This is a genomic window from Methylocystis sp. Se48 (genome assembly GCF_056269425.1).
The window spans coordinates 3488135-3503455 of the sequence record NZ_CM149850.1 but is presented as its reverse complement, the minus strand read 5'-3'; the positions used below and the strand labels follow the sequence as shown (position 1 = coordinate 3503455).

The 15321-nt window shown below is 65.0% G+C and carries 12 protein-coding genes; 4 read left to right on the top strand and 8 right to left on the bottom strand.

Annotated features, from left to right (window positions below; translation table 11 throughout):
* Window positions 1-66: 66 nt before the first annotated feature.
* Entirely contained in the window at window positions 67-1059 is a 993-nt protein-coding gene (locus tag ACV959_RS17045) for a helix-turn-helix domain-containing protein (RefSeq protein ID WP_475737735.1), read from the bottom strand.
* A gap of 454 nt (window positions 1060-1513) precedes the next feature.
* On the opposite strand from ACV959_RS17045, the gene ACV959_RS17040 reads away from it, so the two are divergent.
* A complete protein-coding gene (locus tag ACV959_RS17040) occupies window positions 1514-3565 on the top strand; it encodes a methanol/ethanol family PQQ-dependent dehydrogenase (RefSeq protein ID WP_475737734.1) in 2052 nt (683 codons plus the stop codon).
* Window positions 3566-3875: 310 nt separating this feature from the next.
* Here the strand turns inward: ACV959_RS17040 and ACV959_RS17035 are convergent, their stop codons facing one another.
* The 5 genes from ACV959_RS17035 to ACV959_RS17015 all read right to left on the bottom strand — a co-directional run bounded on the left by ACV959_RS17035 (window position 3876) and on the right by ACV959_RS17015 (window position 8160).
* The gene (locus tag ACV959_RS17035; protein ID WP_475737733.1) at window positions 3876-5105 is read right to left on the bottom strand and encodes a patatin-like phospholipase family protein; all 1230 of its coding nucleotides are present in this window, start codon (window positions 5103-5105) and stop codon (window positions 3876-3878) included.
* 221 nt (window positions 5106-5326) lie between these two features.
* Window positions 5327-6148 (bottom strand): outer membrane protein, encoded by an 822-nt coding sequence (locus tag ACV959_RS17030; protein WP_475737732.1) that lies wholly within the window; start codon window positions 6146-6148, stop codon window positions 5327-5329.
* Between the two features lie 253 nt (window positions 6149-6401).
* On the bottom strand, window positions 6402-7430 hold the full coding sequence (locus ACV959_RS17025) for an AraC family transcriptional regulator (RefSeq protein ID WP_475737731.1): 1029 nt from the start codon (window positions 7428-7430) through the stop codon (window positions 6402-6404).
* A gap of 118 nt (window positions 7431-7548) precedes the next feature.
* A complete protein-coding gene (locus ACV959_RS17020; protein ID WP_475737730.1) occupies window positions 7549-7842 on the bottom strand; it encodes an HdeA/HdeB family chaperone in 294 nt (97 codons plus the stop codon).
* 21 nt (window positions 7843-7863) lie between these two features.
* Window positions 7864-8160, bottom strand: a complete 297-nt coding sequence (locus ACV959_RS17015) for an HdeA/HdeB family chaperone (RefSeq protein ID WP_475737729.1) — start codon at window positions 8158-8160, stop codon at window positions 7864-7866.
* A 357-nt stretch (window positions 8161-8517) separates the two neighbouring features.
* Here ACV959_RS17015 and ACV959_RS17010 point away from each other — a divergent pair, with 357 nt between their 5' ends.
* From ACV959_RS17010 to ACV959_RS17000, 3 genes are all read left to right on the top strand, one after another.
* Window positions 8518-9675, top strand: a complete 1158-nt coding sequence (locus tag ACV959_RS17010; protein ID WP_475737728.1) for an efflux RND transporter periplasmic adaptor subunit — start codon at window positions 8518-8520, stop codon at window positions 9673-9675.
* 13 nt (window positions 9676-9688) lie between these two features.
* Window positions 9689-12826: an efflux RND transporter permease subunit gene (locus ACV959_RS17005; RefSeq protein WP_475737727.1), complete on the top strand. Its 3138-nt coding sequence runs from the start codon at window positions 9689-9691 to the stop codon at window positions 12824-12826.
* An 87-nt stretch (window positions 12827-12913) separates the two neighbouring features.
* Complete coding sequence (locus ACV959_RS17000; RefSeq protein WP_475737726.1) at window positions 12914-13222, top strand: DUF2513 domain-containing protein; 309 nt, start codon at window positions 12914-12916, stop codon at window positions 13220-13222.
* Here ACV959_RS17000 and ACV959_RS16995 read toward each other — a convergent pair.
* Together ACV959_RS16995 and ACV959_RS16990 are read right to left on the bottom strand one after the other, a co-directional pair.
* Window positions 13198-14187 carry an alginate O-acetyltransferase AlgX-related protein gene (locus tag ACV959_RS16995; RefSeq protein ID WP_475737725.1) on the bottom strand — a complete coding sequence of 330 codons (990 nt, stop codon included), beginning with the start codon at window positions 14185-14187 and terminating at the stop codon, window positions 13198-13200. The two genes, ACV959_RS17000 and ACV959_RS16995, sit on opposite strands and share 25 nt — an antisense overlap.
* The gene (locus tag ACV959_RS16990; protein ID WP_475737724.1) at window positions 14184-15311 is read right to left on the bottom strand and encodes a class I SAM-dependent methyltransferase; all 1128 of its coding nucleotides are present in this window, start codon (window positions 15309-15311) and stop codon (window positions 14184-14186) included. Before ACV959_RS16990 ends, ACV959_RS16995 begins: the two co-directional genes overlap by 4 nt.
* Between the last annotated feature and the right edge of the window lie 10 nt (window positions 15312-15321).

Sequence of the window (15321 nt, the reverse complement as noted above, 5' to 3'; positions counted from 1 at the left end):
TGTTGCAGAAATGCCACATTGAAACGACGGGCCTTTCCGGCCGCGCCCTCGCCTGTCGACGCGGCGCTATCGTTTGCGCTCGGACGGACACGCGCCAAACATTGATTTGTAATAGCGCGCAAATCTCGATGGAGAAGAAAATCCGAGCTGCGCCGACAGGGCGGCGATGTTTATCGGTTCGTCGCCGGCGGTGAGCCTGACATGCGCCAGGCGGAGACGCTCTCTCCGCTGCCATTCCATCGGCGAACAGCCAAATCGCTTGTTGAAGGCGTATTGGAGGGTCCGGCCGGACAGCCCCGTGAACTTCTCCATCTCCGTGATCGTGAGAAGGCGACCCGAACGACTCCTGATCAGCTCGCACAGGTCGTCCAGGACTGAAAATGATCGACTGTTCGGAACGCGCTCCGACGCATCCAGAAAAAGGTCGGGCCACGTCATCAGCGCGATTTGCCGATAGAGAAGATCGTCCAAACCCAAAGCGTCCAGGACGGCCGGATTGTCGAGATGCGAATCGATCACTCCGAGGACCGAGCGCATAGACGCGGCGTGATCGACCGCGCCGAACCGCAAATTGATGGCGCGCGCCGATGTCTCCTCAGGCCGCGGCGCCCCCGAGCCGGGCCTGTCCCCGCGCATGGCGCGCGCCGTTTCGCTCAGCCGCATGGGATCGAGACGCGCGACCAGGATCGATCGCGTCTCCGATTCGCCATAGCGGACCTGGCGTTCGGTGAGCAGCAACGCCTTGTGATTCGGGACAACTTCATACTTTCGCCCCTCGACCTCGGTTCGGCAGACGCCGTGAAGGGTCATGATGAAAAACAGGCCGTCCGACGGCGCCATCTCCGCTCGAACCGGCTCCGACGCATTGGCGTGAAGCGCGAGATCGCGCAGAAGAAGATTGGAAATTTTGCCGCGAAAATCGGTTTCCCCGCCTTTCGGCTCATATTTTTTCAGCGAGGAGACGGTGGCGGTCGATTGCGCCGCCGCGTCGCTGGCGCGATCCACGCGTCGCGCGACCCTCTCGCCGAACGCCAGCTGCGGCAGTCTGGTGCTTGTCATCGCTCGATCTGACCAGCCGTCCTCGATGCGCGCAACCAGCGCGGCTTCCTTGACCCGAGATCGTGACCATAGCCTCCCCGGCGCATTCGGTGAAGATGGACCAGATCCTTCCGGCCGACGCCGGGCGAGTGCGTTGCGCGCAGCGCCTCCTTCATACAACTCTTGCGCGACCCGGCGTCTCGCGCCTCCGGCGAACCCGGACGTTTCTTACGGGTCGACCGCAGCAGCGCCCTGTTGTAGACCCCCGACGGTTGGACGCCGCCGGCGGTTTGCCAGACCGCGACAACGCGCCGAGTGCTCTTATTTGCTGGATCGCTTATCCTGGGGCCGATCCACTAATGCGAAAACGCGCGAGGCTGCGACGGCGGACCCTTCGGGCCGAAGGAACGCGCAAGGCGAGCGGTCGTTCGCCAAAGCGTGGGAAAAGTCGCTTGTTTGACAGGGAGGGAGAGGAATGAAGACGGATACGCGCAATCTGCTCGCCACGACGGCGGTCATCTGGCTTGCCGGCGGGGGCCTTTATTATCTAGGCTCCTCCCTGCCGGGCGCGAAAGCCCCGCCGGCCCATGAGAAGGCCGAGGGCGGAGAGGCGTCTCCGGCCAAGACCGCCGCCGAGCCCGCTCCGGCCGCCGAAAAGGTTGCGGCGGCGCCGGCCGCTCCGGCTCCCGCGGCCGAGCCGGCGAGCCCCGCCCCGGCCTCCGCCGCGTCGGACGACGAACTTCTCGCGCTGCAAAAAGACCCCGCGCAATGGGCTTTGCCGACGGGGGACTACTGGAATCTTCGTCATTCTGGATTGAAGCAGATTACGACGGAGAATGTTGGGAAGCTTGCGCCGGCGTGGCAGTTTTCGACGGGGGTATTGCGCGGCCATGAAGGCGCGCCGCTGGTGTTGAACAATGTGCAGGTGACGGATTCGTCGGGCAAGACGATTACGACGGACGTGATGTATCTTCACACGCCGTTCCCGAACATTGTCTATGCGCTGGACGCGAAGGACCCGGCGCATCAGATTTTGTGGAAATATGAGCCCAAGCAGGACCCGTCGGTTGTTCCGGTGATGTGCTGCGACACGGTGAACCGTGGCCTCGCCTATGGCGACGGCAAGATTTTCCTGGCTCAGGCGGACACGACGCTGGTGGCGCTCGACGCGAAGACGGGCAAGGTGGTCTGGTCGGTGAAGAACGGCGATCCGTCGAAGGGCCAGACGTCGACGGCGGCTCCGCATGTGTTCAAGGACAAGGTGTTCGTGGGCATTGCCGGCGGCGAATTCGGCGTGCGCGGCCACATTACGGCCTATTCGGTGAAGGACGGCAAGCAGGTGTGGCGCGGCTATTCGATGGGCCCGGACGCCGACACGCTGATCGAGCCGGGGAAGACGACGCATCTGGGCAAGCCGGTGGAGAAGGACTCGGGGATCACGACCTGGGAAGGCAATCAGTGGGAGACGGGCGGGGGCACGACCTGGGGCTGGTATAGCTACGATCCCGAGCTGAACCTGGTTTATTACGGCTCTGGCAACCCCTCGACGTGGAACCCTGTTCAGCGTCCGGGCGACAATCGCTGGTCGATGACGATCTGGGCGCGCGACCTGGACACCGGCAAGGTGAAATGGCTGTATCAGATGACGCCCCACGACGAGTGGGACTATGACGGCATCAACGAGATGATCCTGGCCGACCAGGAGATGGGCGGCAAGAAGGTCAAGACGCTGGTCCACTTCGACCGCAACGGCTTCGCCTATACGCTGGACCGGACGAACGGCGAGCTTTTGGTGGCGGAGAAATATGATCCGGCGACCAACTGGGCGACCAAGGTCGACATGGACAAGTCGTCGAAGACCTATGGGCGTCCGCTGGTTGTCGACAAATATTCGACGCAGCACAACGGCGAGGACGTGAACACGCAGAACGTCTGCCCGGCGGCTCTTGGTTCGAAGGACCAGCAGCCGGCGTCCTATGACGCGGCGACGGGTCTGTTCCTGGTTCCGACGAACCACGTCTGCATGGACTATGAGCCGTTCCGCGTGAGCTACACGGCGGGCCAGCCCTATGTGGGCGCGACGCTGGAAATGTTCCCGGCGGGCAAGGTTCTGGGCGACGGCACGAACCACACGGGCAATTTCATCGCCTGGGACGCCAAGACGGGCAAGATCGTGTGGTCGAACAAGGAGCAGTTCTCGGCGTGGGGCGGCGCGGTGTCGACGGACGGCGGCGTGACGTTCTACGGGACGCTGGAGGGCTATCTGAAGGCGGTGGACACGAAGACCGGCAAGGAGCTGTATAAATACAAGACTCCGTCGGGCATCATCGGCAATGTGATGACCTATGAGTCGGGCGGCAAGCAGTATGTCGCGGTTCTGTCCGGCGTCGGCGGCTGGGCCGGCATCGGCCTCGCGGCCGGACTGTCCAAGTCCAACGAAGGCCTCGGCGCCGTGGGCAACTACGCCTCGCTCGCCAACTACACCGCGCTCGGCGGCGTGCTGACCGTCTTCGCCCTGCCTAACTAAACAGGACGGACAACGGCCGCCGGTCCGATCGGACAGTTCTCTGAACCAGAGAACGAGGGCTTGAAAAAAGGACGGCGAGACAAACGTTTCGCCGTCCTTTTTTCATTGCGCCGCCGTGGTTCCGCCGGTCCGGCTGTGAGTTGACGGCGCGCGGGCCCGCCCGCGCTGCAGGACCGGCGTTCCATCTGACGCGCCGATACGGGGTCGTCCGCCAGAAATCTCCTGGATCGGCGTCGTTCGCGTGCGACGCCGCCGCTCTCTTGGCGAACTGCCGTGTCATGCCCATCGTTTGTTCGGGCCTTCCCGTCTCTCAGCGCTGGCCGGGCTGAAAGCCGGGCGGCGCGTGAACCCAGGGGTAGCCCCTTGCCGCCTTGTCATAGGCAAAGCGATAGAGCGCGCGCATGTAGCCCTGGTCGAACTCTTCCGGGTGGGGCGCCTGAAAATCCTCTCCGATATAAGCGGCGTTGAAGGAGGAGCCCGCGCGCTGCGTCACGAGATACATGCGGTAGAGATCGCCGACGCCATTATAGTTGATCATGGTCGACACGGCCTTTTGCGCGATCGGCAGCGTTGTGCGGTCGACGTCGCTCCACTCGGTCGTCAGGCGCGAGTTGCGGATGATATAGGCTTCGACCGATTTCCTCTTGTAGCCCGAACGTTCTAGCGTCGCGCGCGTGTTCAGCGACGGTGGGACGAGAAAAGCCTGACTCACCGCGCCGCCGTCGACATGCAATTCCTGATAAGGCTTGCCATTGGCTTCGACGTCGAACAGCACGGGCGGGAAGGCGGCGGGAATCGACGCCGACGCCAGCAGGATGTGGCGGATCAGATCGGCCGCGCCCGGATGTTCGCTCGCGGCGATCGCGCCGATGTTCCAGATCGCCGGCCGCCCGGCGTCCAGATCGGTCGTCTGGATCAGCAGCAGGCGGCCTTTTTCATATTCTGCGGCGATGCGCGCGAGCATCTCCGCGTCGACATGACGGGAAATCGTATCGAAAAGCGGCGCCGAGTCCGAGAGCGCGTCCGCTGCGAGCGCGGCATAGGGAAGGAACCGCTTTTCATAGACTTTGGACGGATCGATATTCGTGTAGACGTCGGCGAGCGCGGAATCATATTCGGGGCCGAGGAAGGCGAAAGGCGCGATGAGCGCGCCCGTGCTGACGCCGGTGACGAGCTTGAATTTTGGACGATCGCCGTGCGCGGTCCAACCGTTGAGCAACCCGGCTCCGAAGGCGCCGTTGTCCCCGCCCCCCGAGAGCGACAGGAGATAGGCCGTCGGCAACATGCCGCCGCGCGGGATCCCCAGCGACTGCGCCTCGCGCTTCAACGCCAGAGCCTGCTCTGCGGCCATCGCCGCCGGATCGTCCACGAAGAAGCGCGCATTGGGCAGGCCGAGAACGACCGTATGCTTTCGCTCCGAGAGCGGAACCACCGCGCGCGGGCCGACGGCGGCGCAGGCGGAGAGCAGCAGAACCGCGCCGGCAAGCAGCGTTCCGAGAGCCGCGGCGCGCTTGAACGGACCTGTCGACAATTGGCGCATGACGCACTCTTCAGTTGTTTCAAAGCGCATTCTGCGAGAGCCGCCAGGCTTTTTGGGAATGCGCCGCAGTTTTCTGGCCTGGCGCGCAGAAACCACAAGCGCCGAAGTTTGACAAACGGCCCCCCTCCGAGCCGCCATGAAAAGAATTGCCCGGCGACGATCGCCGGGCTTTCTGCGTAACTTTGCGAGGCGGCGCGAGGCTGAAACGCCGCCGGCCGCGCTCAGTATTTCGCGACGACCGGAGCGGGCGAGCCCCAGTTGAAGTGATAATTCACGCCCGCGCGGACGGTGTGATAGCTGGGGGTGATGCGGTTGGTTCCCCAGGTCCAGCCGAACGCGCCCTGCGTGCCGCCGCCGGGAAGCTGGGTGTAGAGATACTCCACCTTGGCCGACCAGTTCGGCATGAACAGCCACTCGCCGCCGCCGCCGACGGTCCAACCGGTGCGGGTGTTGCTGTAGCCGTTGACGTTGGCCGAGAGGCCGGCATAGGCGAAGCCGCCCGTGGCGTAGGCGAGCAGGGTGGGCGTGAACAGATAGCCGGCGCGGCCGCGAACCGTGCCGAACCAGTTGAGGCTGACGCCGTTATTGCCGCCCGAGGTGAGCGGAACCCACAAGCTGCCCAGCGGGCCGAAAGCCGCGCCGTCGCCGGGATAGACGGCGTAATTGTTCGCGCCGCCGGAGTTCATGCTCGTGCCCTGGAAGTCGGTTTCGACGCCGAGCAGGATGGCGCCCATCTGATAGTTGTAGCCGATCTGGCCGCCGCCGCTGACGCCGCCGGCGGTGTTGCCGCCCGAGTTATTGCCTGGGAGGAAGGTGATCGCGCCGGTCACATTGTTGGCGTAGGGGGCGAGGCTGTTCGGATTGACGCTATTGGCGCTCCAGCTGCCGCCGATGTTCAAACCGGCGTAGAAACCGGTCCACATCGGAGGCGGAGGCGGCGGGGGAACGTAGACCGGCGCTTCCTTCCGAGAAGGAAGGTCCGCCGCGAGGGCGGAACCGAGAGCGGCGAGCGACACGGCCGCCGCCAGAACGAGCTTTTTCATGACAGGATCCTTACGCATCATTGGTTTCGGACGGTAGCCTGGGGTCCGAGCGGCGTTATTTCCACGCCGGGAAACTATCATTGGCGCGCCGGGGCCGATCGGCAGCGACCGTCAAAAAATCGGCATCACGAGCCAAAACTGGCTTCATCCAATAGGTTTCCTATCATTGTTGCCAAAATACAACAACAACATCCGGGTCGAAGGACATGCTGACGACTGATGTCTACTTTTCTTTACTTTTACTTGACCATAGTTACAGAGACCGCCGCCACCGCGCAGGGGTTTGGCCCGAAAATTGTTTGAACGCCCGGATGAAGGCCGAAGGATCCGAGTAACCCAGCGCGGAGGCGACGTCGGCGACGCTTTTTTCGGTGCGCAGCAGCCGTTGCGCGGCCTCGAACCGGACGCGCTGCGCCAGTTCCGAAAAGGTGACGTTCTCTGCGGCGAAGCGGCGCGACAGCGTTCTCACGCTGACGCCGAGCGACGCGGCGACCCGGTCGGGCGTCAGCGGGCCGTTGAGCGCCTGGACGCGCAGAATGGCGCAGACCTCCTCCTGAAAGCTGCGTTCGATGTCCCGCTCCATCGCCTTTTCGAGCAAAGGCGAGAGAATCCCGTGCAGAACCGGATCGCGGCCGGCGATCGTCCGATCGAGGTTCGTCTCTTCGAAGACGAGCGCGGCGGGATCGGTCTCGAACCGCACGGGCGCGTTGAAGAATTTGAGATAGGGAGCCGCGCCTTTCGCCGGACGCTTGCGCGGAAGGAAGACTTCCGTCGGACGCCATTGATCGCCGCACAGGCTTCGCATGACGTTGCACGCGATGGCGATCGCCGCGTCCTCGATCTGCTCGACGGCGTCGATCCGGGGCTCGGCGACCAGCCAGCTCAGGGTCGCGAAACCCTTGTCGAGGGCGAGGCCGAGACGCCCGCCCGTGTCGTTCAGCTTCAGCGAGGAAATGATGGTTTCGAGCGCCGCCCGCACAGTGGGGGCGTTCACGGCGACATAGCCGACAAGCCCGAGAACCGGAGACGACTGGCGCATTCCGACGAGCAGGCCGAAATGATCGCAGCCCGTCGCCTCGACGCATCCCCGCAGGAGACGTCCCAGAGCGACGTAACTGACAAGTTCCTCGGGGTTGGAAAAGAGAGTGGGAGGCATGCCCGCTCTCGCGAGCACGTCGGCGGGGGAGACGCCCATTTCGTCGAGCGCGCCGGGGACGGCGGAAAGACTGCGGACTTTGACAGAACCGGGGGGCGATCTGACGCCGTTTGCGCGCACGTCCATTGTGCTCTCGGTTGAAAAGCGTCGGCCTCGCTCTGCGCCGGAGATCCGGCGGCGCCTGCGGCGCAGCCCGGCCGGGCCGCGGCGAAGAAGAGCCCGACCGGCGGCCGGGCTCTCCGAATCAACGCGCGTTTTTTTGAATCGCCTCCATCAGCGGGGACTTCGGCCGCTTTTTGCAGTAGCGCGCGATCACCGCGGTGTTGCGCTTCACATAGCGGGACTCGATCACGGTGAGATTCCTCGAGGACATGAAGTAGCCTCTCATCCAGTTCCCGATAAAATCCTTCGTGGCGTCGTCGTATCCCGCGAAATCCTTGCAGGTGATTTGCGACATTTCGATCGTGACCTGCGCCGAGGCCGGCGCGGCGAAGGCGAAGGCGGCGGCGGCGCCGACGAAAACGAGCTTGCGGATCATGTGAGTTGCCGTCCCTTCTGGTTATTTCTGGTCGAAAGCGCGTTGCAAACCGGCCATGACGGACTCGGACGGATTGGAGGCGCACCAATCCTTCACGCTTGCGGAATTCTTCAGGAAGAGGCCCATGTCGATAAATGTGCGGCCGCGCCTTTGAGCGAACCAGCCGCTCATGAAGGCCGCGAAATCGGCCTGATCGTCCGCCGGCATCGCCAGCAGTTGGCTGCAGGTGACTCTCGACATGTCGATATTGACCTGCGCCTGCGACAGCGACGGCGCGAGGGCGCCCGCCACGGCCAGCGCGAATATTAGCTTCTTCATCAGCACTCCTCCGATAAACGTTTCAGCGACCGGGCTCGCCCCGGGAAAATCGTCCACGCGCCCGGGCCGGTCGGCAAGAGATGCAACCCTGGCGCGAGTAGAAGTCGGGAAATTAACCCTCGCGTGGCGGACATTGCCACAAATTGTATACAAGTCCAAGGTTTGCCCAGAACGTGGCAATAAACTTTTACGAGCTATTTTCTGGGCTTCGCAGAAAGCGCACGGTCTTTCAAATGGTTCGCGGCGCCGGGAAAGTCGCCGTTTCGCCGCCGCCGGCTGTGGACGCGCCCGCCGCGGCGCTCTAACTTAATTCGAGGCCCAGGCTCGGCCGCCCCCTCCGACATGACGAGCATCAAGATGGATCGGACGCGAAAGCGCGCTAATCGGCTTACCGCGCGGCTCTTCTCGACAATTGTTGCGGTTCTGGCCGCCGCCGCCCTCCCCGGCGGCGCCGAAGCGCAGGACGGCTCCCCGGCGGCGCCTGGCGTCACAGTGTCGCGGCCCCTCGCCCGGACGGTTCCCCACTGGGACGAATACACCGGCCGCTTCGTCGCCGTTCAGCGCGTCGAAGTGCGGCCGCGGGTTTCCGGCGCGATCGATAAAATTCATTTCACCGACGGCCAGATCGTCAAGGCGGGCGATCTGCTGTTCACCATCGACCCGCGGCCCTATCAGATCGCCGTCGACAGCGCCCGAGCCGAGGTCGCCCGCATGCAGGCGCAGACGACGATGCTCTCGAAAGACGTCGCGCGCGGCGAATCGCTCGTCGGCGGCGGCGCCATCACCAAGCGGGACATGGACCAGCGCCGCGGCGGCTCGGACTCCGCCCGCGCCCAGCTGATGGGCGCCGAGGCGGCGCTGCGCAACGCCGAGCTCAATCTGGAATGGACGCAGGTGCGCGCGCCGATCGCCGGACGCGTGTCGGATCGGCGCATCGACACTGGCAATCTCGTTCAGGCGGGCGCGACGCTGCTGACCACGATCGTCAAGCTCGACCCGATCCATTTCGAATTCGACGTGTCGGAATCCGATTATCTGCATTACGCGCGCACGGGCGCGGGACGGCAAAAGACGGAGCCGACGCCGGCCTTCGTGCGACTTGCCGACGAAACCGACTGGAAGCGCTCGGGAACCATCGACTTCCTCGACAACCAGCTCAATGCGCATTCGGGCACGATCCGCGCCCGCGCCGTTCTCGACAACAAGGATCTCTTCCTGACGCCGGGCGCTTTCGGCCGCGTGCGCGTCAACAGCGGCGACTTCGCGGCCCTACTCGTGCCGGACGCCGCGATCTCCTCGGACCAGACGAACAAGATCGTTCTCGTCGTCACGCCGGACAACAAGGTGGCGGCGAAGCCGGTCATTCTCGGCCCGCTCTACAAGGGACTGCGCGTCGTGATGTCCGGCCTCGATCCAAACGACCGCGTGATCACCGCCGGCCTCGCCAATCCGATGGTCCGGCCCGGCGCGACCGTGGCGCCGACGGACGGCGCGATCGCCGCTCTGGCCAACTAGTTCGAAAGCCGACATGCGCTTTCCACACTTCTTCATCGAACGGCCGATCTTCGCCGCCGTTCTCTCGCTGCTGCTTACCATCGCAGGCCTGATCGCACAGCGCTCATTGCCCGTGTCGGAAGATCCCGACATCGCGCCGCCGACCGTCACCATCGCCGCGACCTATCCCGGCGCCTCGGCGGAAGTGATTGCGCAGACGGTCGCCTCCCCCATCGAGCAGGAGGTGAACGGCGTCGACGACATGCTTTACATCGCCTCCCAATCGACGGGCGACGGGCTTCTGACGATCAACGTCGTCTTCAAGACCGGCGTCAACGTGGATCTCGCGCAGGTTCTGGTGCAGAATCGCGTCGCCATCGCCACGCCGCGCCTGCCCGAGGAAGTGCAGCGCTTCGGCGTCGTGGTGAAGAAGGCCTCGCCCGATCTGATGATGGTGGTGCATTTGCGCTCGCCCGACGGATCGCGCAGCCAGCAATATATTTCCAATTACGCGACGCTCTATTTGCGGGACTCGCTCGCGCGCCTCGACGGCGTGGGCGACGTGCGCGTCTTCGGCGCGCGCGATTATTCGATGCGCGTCTGGCTCGATCCCGACAAGGTGGCGGCGCGCGGCATGACGGCGGGCGAGGTGATCGCCGCCCTGCGCGCGGCCAATCTTCAGGTCGCCGCCGGCGCCATCAACCAGCCGCCAGCCGCCTCCCCGGGCGCCTTTCAACTCTCCGTGCGGACGGTCGGCCGCCTCTCCGATCCCGCGCAATTCGCCGACGTGGTGCTGCGCGCGGACGCCGACGGACAGGTGCGGCTGCGCGACGTGGCGCGCGTCGAGATCGGCGCGCAGGATTATACGGTCAACGCCTATCTCGATCGCGATCCCGCCACCGCCATCGTCATCTTCCAGAAGCCCGGCTCCAACGCGCTCGCGACGTCGGCCGCGGTGGAGGAGGCGATGGCGGCGGCCAGGAAGCAGTTTCCGACCGGGCTCGACTACTCGATCGTCTATAATCCGACGGAGTTCATCCAGCAGTCCGTCGACGAGGTCGTGCGCACGCTCGGCGAGGCGGTCGTTCTTGTCATTTTCGTCGTGATCCTCTTCCTCCAGACATGGCGCGCCGCGATCATCCCCGTCGTCGCCATTCCGGTCTCCCTCGTCGGCAGCTTCGCGGTGATGAAGCTCGTCGGCCTGACCTTCAACACCCTCTCGCTCTTCGGCCTCGTGCTCGCCATCGGCATCGTCGTCGACGACGCCATCGTCGTCGTCGAAAATGTCGAGCGTTATCTCGCCCAGGGCATGAGCCCGAAGGAGGCCGCGCACAAGACAATGGACGAAGTCGGCGGCGCGCTGATCGCCATCGCGCTGGTGCTTTGCGCCGTTTTCATTCCCGTCGCCTATATCACCGGCCTTCAGGGCGCATTCTACAAGCAGTTCGCCATCACGATCGCCTCGGCGACGCTCATTTCGGCCTTCGTCTCGCTCACCCTCTCTCCGGCGCTCGCCGCCATCCTGCTGAAGCCGCACGCGGCGCATGAGGAAGATCACGGTCTCGCCGCCCTGCGCTATCCGTTGCGCGCCCTCTTCGACCGCTTCAACCATCTCTTCGACCGCCTGTCGGAGCGCTACGGCGCGCTCACCGCGCGCGTGGTGCGCATGGGGCTCGTGTCGCTCGCGGTCTATGGCGCGCTCATCGGCGCGGGACTGGAGCTTTTGCGCCGCACGCCGACGGGCCTCGTGCCGACGCTCGACCGCGCCTATCTCATTGCCGCCTTCCAGTTGCCGCCCGGCGCCTCCCTCGACCGCACGGATGCGGTGATGCGTCAGGCGGCGGACATCATTTTGAAGCGCCCCGGCGTGCAGTCGAGCGTCGTCTTCACCGGCTTCGACGGCGCGACCTTCACCAACGCCCCGAACGCCGGGGTCATTTTCGTGACGCTGAAATCCTTCGAGGAGCGGCACAGAAACGGCCTGACCGCCACCGCCATCCGCGACGACGTCCGGGCCGCCCTGGCCCCGATCAAGGAGGCTTTCGTCTTCGTGCTGGAGCCGCCCGCCGTCCCCGGCATCGGCACGGGCGGCGGCCTCAAGGGTTATGTTCAGGACCGCGGCGGCATGGGCCTGCCGGCGCTTGAAGCCGCCGCCTGGTCGGTCGCCGGACCGGCCATGCGCATGCCCGGCGTCTCGCAGGCCTTCACCCTGTTCAACACGCGCACGCCGCAAATCTTCGCCGACATCGATCGCACGAAAGCCGAAATGATCGGCGTGCCGATTTCGCGCGTCTTCGAGACCATGTCGATCTATCTCGGCTCCGTCTTCGTGAACGACTTCAACATCCTCGGCCGCACCTACCGCGTGATGGCGCAGGCCGACAATCCGCACCGTCTCACGCTGCGCGATCTCTCGGAACTCAAGACGCGCAGCGCCACGGGCGAAATGACCCCGCTCGGCGCCATCGCCGCCTTCCGCGACACGACGGGAGCCTTCCGCGTGCCGCGCTACAATTTGTATCCCGCCGCAGAAGTGCAGGTGAATCTCGAGCGCGGCGTATCGTCGGGTCAGGGCATCGCCATGATCGAGGCGCTCGCCGCCCAGAACCTGCCGCAAGGCTTCGGCTTCGAGTGGACGGAGATCGCGCTTCAGGAAAAACTCGCCGGCAACACGGCGATGATCGCCTTCGGCCTCGCGGTGGTTTTCGTGTTCCTGCTGCTCGCGGCGCTCTACGAAAGCGTCGTCCTGCCGCTCGCCGTCATTCTCATCGTGCCCATGTGCATCCTCGCGGCGATGAGCGGCGTCGCGCTGCGCGGGCTCGATCGCAACATTCTCGTCGAGATCGGCCTCGTGGTTCTGATCGGCCTCGCCGCCAAGAACGCCATTCTGATCGTCGAATTCGCGCGCCAAGGCGAGGACGAGGGCAAGGACCGTTTCGCGGCGGCGATCGAGGCGGCGCGAACCCGCCTGCGGCCGATCCTGATGACCTCGCTGGCCTTCATCCTTGGCGTGCTGCCCCTCGCGATCTCTCACGGCGCCGGCGCCGAGATGCGCCAGTCTCTCGGCGTCGCCGTCTTCAGCGGAATGCTCGGCGTCACCTTCTTCGGCCTGGTCTTCACGCCGATCTTTTACGTGCTCTCGCGCGGCCTCGCGCGGAGGTTCCGGCGCTGACGCGCCCGCGACGCCGGGCGCGCCTGACTTGCGCAGGCCCGCGTTTCGGTTTCTGATCGGCGCTTCGACACTCGGGACGACGGAGACATGGCGCGGGACGTCGAGCTGTTGCGGCTCCTGTTGTTGGAGCTCGAAAGGGACCAGCGATCGCCGCCGGAGGCGTTCTTCGCGCCGGTCGGGGACTACGCCCGCACGCTGAACAGGAGCGCCCAGGAGATCGTCGCGGCGCTCGATCTTCTCGCGGAGCTCGACTTCATCGAGGGGCCCGGCGCCTATCGCGACGACTGGCTCTTTCGCAAGCTGACGCGCCGGGGCGCGCAGCTCGCCGCGGCGGTGCGGGACGCGAACGAGTGGGACAAGGTAAAGGAAGCCTACGGCGTTTTGCTGGAGCGCTGACGCGCCGCGCGGCGCGCGCGCCACCACGCTTCGAACCGGCGGCGGCGCCCGAGCATGGCCTGCCGCAACTCCGTCACGCGCAAATTGAAGCGGTCGTTGGGGGGAAGAGCCATATAGCGCTCCGCGATCTCGGTGACGAGAATATCGGGACGCGACCGCTCGACGAGCTTCCAGTCGACGTTCGCGGACCAGACGAAGTCAAGTTCGGCCACGGTCTCGGCCATCAGCGCAGTAAACAGAAACGGACTGACGCCGGAAAAGGAATCGCCGAACAGCATGACCTTGCGGGCGTTCGGCGCCGTGGGATTTTCGAAGCGCGCATGGCAGCCGACGTGAATTTCGCCCCCATATTCATGGGTCTCGAGCAGGCGCACCACCGAGTTCTGATAGATGCGGCGCGCGTCCTTCAGCCAGGCGACCTCGCGGATTTTCTCCCAGATCGGCGGTTCGAGCTTCGAGCCGAGATCCATCGGCCGCTTCACGTCGTGAAAAGGGCGGCGGACCAGCTCGGGATTCTGTTCGAGCCCCAGCGCCTCGCACAGGGTTTCATAGGCCAGCAGACAGCCCAGCGGCGTCCAATGCGTGTCCGTTCGCCAGTAGAGATCCGTCTCGTCGCGATAGGCGCGCATCGGACCCACGAGATCGACATAGCCGGCCGCGCGCGGCCCTTCTTCGAAGAGTTGCATGAGGCGGAGCGCCGGCGCGAGGTCGGGATCGACGAGCGGCTCCGCCTGCTTGTGCCCGTAGATCGTGAGCTTCTCCGGCACGACGACATGCGCATAGACCGTCCCGAGCGCATCGCAGCGCGCCTTACGCGCGAGGATCGCGTCGCGCCAGCGCAGGAGCGCGGCGTCCGGCAGATGGCCGCCCTCGCGCTGATAAAGCGTCGTGACGAAATTGGAGCCGCCCGTGAGAAAAAGCCACCCGTCCTGACCCCGGTGAACGGCGAGACTCGCCTGGCTCATGGCGCGCGCCCGGCCGGCTTGCGCGCGAAAAGGATGGTCGCGGCGGCGAGTTCGAACTGCTTCTCGACCGGCAGCTCCCGCGCCCAGGGCTGTTGCAGCATCGGGCCGGGGAAGCCCACGAGATCGGCGACGCGCAGGCGCATGAAGGATTTGCGCGCGGCGGGCGGAAGGCCCTCCCCCCAGGATCGCAATTGCCAGGCGATGGCCCAGACCGGATGCGTCGCCGGATTCACTTCCTGGCGCTCGATCGTGAGATGGGGTTCGAACAAGGCGCGCAGCCCTTCATGCGTCATGTTGAAATAATGGTGCGGGTAGCCGTGCAGGGGCTGGAGAAAGGGCACGCAGCATTTCAGCCAGCCGCCTGGTTTCAGGACGCGCGCGATCTCCCGCGCGCATTGGAACGGATCCTTGACGTGTTCGAGCACGGCGATCGAAATCACGCCTTCGAAAGAAGCGTCCCGGAACGGCAGTCGGTCGGCGGCTGCGATGACGTCCGTCGTGGGATAATCCTTCACCTCGAGATTGACGACATTGCTGTAGTAGACGGGACGAAAGCCGGCGCCGACGTCGAGAATCAGCCCGTCAGCGCAGCGCTCGACGAGGGCGACGGTCTCGTCGTCGTAGCCGTTGTCGCTGACGGGAATCTCGTCGTCGAGATTGTCGCGCGCGCGCGTCTCCGCGTCGAGGAAGGAAAACTTGCCGTTCGCCCCGAGCGGCCGCTGCGGATCGAGGAGGAGGGGCCGCAGCCGGGCGAGCTTTCGCGCGCGAATGGCCGCGAGCGGGCTCGGACGCTTCTGGCGGCGGTTCTCGAATTTTCCGAAACGCTCGAAATGCGCGCGGCCGGAGACGAACTGTCCCTCGCGCACCGCGGCGGCGACATCGGGATTCGCCGCGAGATAACGCGCTTCGTCGAGGTTTTCCTCCGTAACGTTTTCGTCCTCCGAGACTTTCTGACGGCGCCCCTCCACGCGCCCGAATTTCATGAAATGCGCCCGGCCCGACGCCAGCCGGCCGCTCCTGACCGCTTCGGCCACGTCGGGATTGGCGGCGAGATAACAGGCCTCGTCGAATGTTTCGGCGGTCGGCGTCTCCTGAAGCGACGCCGTCTCGAAGGGATTGCTCATCATGACGAAG

Coding starts and splice junctions, on each gene's coding strand:
- ACV959_RS17005 (WP_475737727.1), top strand. CDS start 9,689: ATGCGCTTTCCACACTTCTTCATCGAACGGCCGATCTTCGCCGCCGTT.
- ACV959_RS17020 (WP_475737730.1), bottom strand. CDS start 7,842: ATGATCCGCAAGCTCGTTTTCGTCGGCGCCGCCGCCGCCTTCGCCTTC.
- ACV959_RS17015 (WP_475737729.1), bottom strand. CDS start 8,160: ATGAAGAAGCTAATATTCGCGCTGGCCGTGGCGGGCGCCCTCGCGCCG.
- ACV959_RS16995 (WP_475737725.1), bottom strand. CDS start 14,187: ATGAGCCAGGCGAGTCTCGCCGTTCACCGGGGTCAGGACGGGTGGCTT.
- ACV959_RS17025 (WP_475737731.1), bottom strand. CDS start 7,430: ATGGACGTGCGCGCAAACGGCGTCAGATCGCCCCCCGGTTCTGTCAAA.
- ACV959_RS17040 (WP_475737734.1), top strand. CDS start 1,514: ATGAAGACGGATACGCGCAATCTGCTCGCCACGACGGCGGTCATCTGG.
- ACV959_RS17035 (WP_475737733.1), bottom strand. CDS start 5,105: ATGCGCCAATTGTCGACAGGTCCGTTCAAGCGCGCCGCGGCTCTCGGA.
- ACV959_RS17030 (WP_475737732.1), bottom strand. CDS start 6,148: ATGAAAAAGCTCGTTCTGGCGGCGGCCGTGTCGCTCGCCGCTCTCGGT.
- ACV959_RS16990 (WP_475737724.1), bottom strand. CDS start 15,311: ATGAGCAATCCCTTCGAGACGGCGTCGCTTCAGGAGACGCCGACCGCC.
- ACV959_RS17000 (WP_475737726.1), top strand. CDS start 12,914: ATGGCGCGGGACGTCGAGCTGTTGCGGCTCCTGTTGTTGGAGCTCGAA.
- ACV959_RS17010 (WP_475737728.1), top strand. CDS start 8,518: ATGGATCGGACGCGAAAGCGCGCTAATCGGCTTACCGCGCGGCTCTTC.
- ACV959_RS17045 (WP_475737735.1), bottom strand. CDS start 1,059: ATGACAAGCACCAGACTGCCGCAGCTGGCGTTCGGCGAGAGGGTCGCG.